A 3,054-nucleotide genomic window follows, 5' to 3' on the forward strand; every position below is an offset into this window, starting at 1 on the left:
ACCCACCGCTCCGGCGGTATCCTGCAGTGAATACATAGCTGCTGGAAGCGAACCTGGTGAACTGAAATATCTAAGTAACCAGAGGAAAAGAAATCAACCGAGATTCCGTAAGTAGCGACGAGCGAACGCGGACTAGCCCTTAAGCTGATTTGGTTCTAGGAAAACAGTCTGGAAAGACTGGCCATAGAAGGTGATAGCCCTGTATCTGAAAGGGCCATTTCAGTGAAGACGAGTAGGGCGGGGCACGTGAAACCCTGTCTGAACATGGGGGGACCATCCTCCAAGGCTAAATACTACTGACCGACCGATAGTGAACCAGTACCGTGAGGGAAAGGCGAAAAGAACCCCGGAGAGGGGAGTGAAATAGATCCTGAAACCGTGTGCGTACAAGCAGTAGGAGCTCCGCAAGGAGTGACTGCGTACCTTTTGTATAATGGGTCAGCGACTTACTGTTCGTGGCAAGCTTAACCGTATAGGGGAGGCGAAGGGAAACCGAGTCTGATAAGGGCGCATAGTCGCGGGCAGTAGACCCGAAACCGGGTGATCTAGTCATGGCCAGGGTGAAGGTGCCGTAACAGGTACTGGAGGCCCGAACCCACGTCTGTTGCAAAAGACGGGGATGAGCTGTGATTAGGAGTGAAAAGCTAATCGAACCCGGAGATAGCTGGTTCTCCTCGAAAGCTATTTAGGTAGCGCCTCATATGTATCCTCTCGGGGGTAGAGCACTGTTATGGCTAGGGGGTCATCGCGACTTACCAAACCATTGCAAACTCCGAATACCGAGACGGACTGTATGGGAGACACACGGCGGGTGCTAACGTCCGTCGTGAAAAGGGAAACAACCCAGACCCACAGCTAAGGTCCCAAATTCACTGCTAAGTGGAAAACCATGTGGAAAGGCACAGACAGCCAGGAGGTTGGCTTAGAAGCAGCCACCCTTTAAAGAAAGCGTAATAGCTCACTGGTCGAGTCGGTCTGCGGGGAAGATTTAACGGGGCTAAGCAGTGAACCGAAGCTTGGGGTGTGCATATTTATATGTACGCGGTAGAGGAGCGTTCCGTAAGCCGTTGAAGGTGGATTGAGAAGTCTGCTGGAGGTATCGGAAGTGCGAATGCTGACATGAGTAACGATAATGCGGGTGAAAAACCCGCACGCCGAAAGCCCAAGGTTTCCTTGCGCAACGTTAATCGGCGCAGGGTGAGTCGGCCCCTAAGGCGAGGACGAAAGTCGTAGTCGATGGGAAGCAGGTTAATATTCCTGCACCTCGCGTAAGTGCGATGGAGGGACGGAGAAGGTTAGGTGTACCAGGCGTTGGTTGTCCTGGGGAAAGGCGGTAGGTTTGGATCTTTGGCAAATCCGGGATCCTTTAAGACCGAGCACCGAGACGAGCCTTTAAGGCGAAGTCACTGATACCACGCTTCCAGGAAAAGCTCCTAAGCTTCAGCTTACGCAGACCGTACCGTAAACCGACACAGGTGGGTAGGATGAGAATTCTCAGGCGCTTGAGAGAACTCGGGTGAAGGAACTAGGCAACATGGCACCGTAACTTCGGGAGAAGGTGCACCCTTTTTGGTGGCTCATGCGAGCTATAGCTGAAGAGGGTCGCAGTAACCAGGCCGCTGCGACTGTTTATCAAAAACACAGCACTCTGCAAACACGAAAGTGGACGTATAGGGTGTGACGCCTGCCCGGTGCTGGAAGGTTAATTGATGGGGTCAGCCGCAAGGCGAAGCTCTTGATCGAAGCCCCAGTAAACGGCGGCCGTAACTATAACGGTCCTAAGGTAGCGAAATTCCTTGTCGGGTAAGTTCCGACCTGCACGAATGGCGTAACGACAGCGGCGCTGTCTCCACCCGAGACTCAGTGAAATTGAAATCGCTGTGAAGATGCAGCGTTCCCGTGGCAAGACGGAAAGACCCCGTGAACCTTTACTATAGCTTTACACTGAACGTTGAGTTCGTCTGTGTAGGATAGGTGGGAGGCTACGAAACCATGGCGCTAGCTGTGGTGGAGCCATCCTTGAAATACCACCCTGTCGTGCTTGACGTTCTAACCTAGGTCCGTAATCCGGATCAGGGACCGTGTATGGTGGGTAGTTTGACTGGGGCGGTCTCCTCCTAAAGAGTAACGGAGGAGCTCGAAGGTACGCTCAGCGCGGTCGGACATCGCGCACTGTGTGCAAAGGCATAAGCGTGCTTGACTGCAAGATCGACGGATCAAGCAGGTAGGAAACTAGGACTTAGTGATCCGGTGGTTCTGTATGGAAGGGCCATCGCTCAACGGATAAAAGGTACTCCGGGGATAACAGGCTGATACCGCCCAAGAGTTCATATCGACGGCGGTGTTTGGCACCTCGATGTCGGCTCATCACATCCTGGGGCTGTAGTCGGTCCCAAGGGTATGGCTGTTCGCCATTTAAAGTGGTACGCGAGCTGGGTTCAGAACGTCGTGAGACAGTTCGGTCCCTATCTGCCATGGGCGTTGGAGATTTGAGAGGGGCTGCTCCTAGTACGAGAGGACCGGAGTGGACGAACCTCTGGTGTTCCGGTTGTCACGCCAGTGGCATTGCCGGGTAGCTATGTTCGGAAGCGATAACCGCTGAAAGCATCTAAGCGGGAAGCGCGCCTCAAGATGAGATCTCCCGGGGCACAAGCCCCCTGAAGGAACCATATAGACTATGTGGTTGATAGGTCAGGTGTGTAAGTACAGCAATGTATTGAGCTAACTGATACTAATGATCCGTGCGGCTTGACCATATAACCTCAAGTTGCCTTGGCCGACATGACATGTCGATAGATCCAAGTGCACGCTACGTCACAAGACCAAACGAGAGGCAGGCGCTGTAGGCGCGTCTCTTTGTAAAGCCAGCACACCCGTGTGCCGGCTCCCTGCAAGGACACGATGACCCACGGCGACACTCCAAAAGCCTCCCTGGTGAAATTAGCGCTGTGGAACCACCCGATCCCATCCCGAACTCGGAAGTGAAACGCAGCTGCGCCGATGGTAGTGTGGCTCAAGCCATGCGAGAGTAGGTCATCGCCAGGGTTTATACCC

General features: G+C 53.6%; 2 rRNA genes (1 of these 2 running past the window's edge). Both read left to right on the forward strand.

Annotated features, from left to right (window positions below):
• Positions 1–2,756, forward strand: a 23S ribosomal RNA gene (locus H4O11_RS19175) (it extends 125 nt beyond the left edge of the window).
• Positions 2,757–2,930: 174 nt separating this feature from the next.
• Positions 2,931–3,045: ribosomal RNA gene (gene rrf / locus H4O11_RS19180) — 5S ribosomal RNA — on the forward strand.
• The last annotated feature ends 9 nt before the right edge of the window (positions 3,046–3,054 follow it).

It is taken from the genome of Stenotrophomonas tumulicola, from assembly GCF_014117215.1.
Lineage (GTDB): Bacteria > Pseudomonadota > Gammaproteobacteria > Xanthomonadales > Xanthomonadaceae > Stenotrophomonas > Stenotrophomonas tumulicola.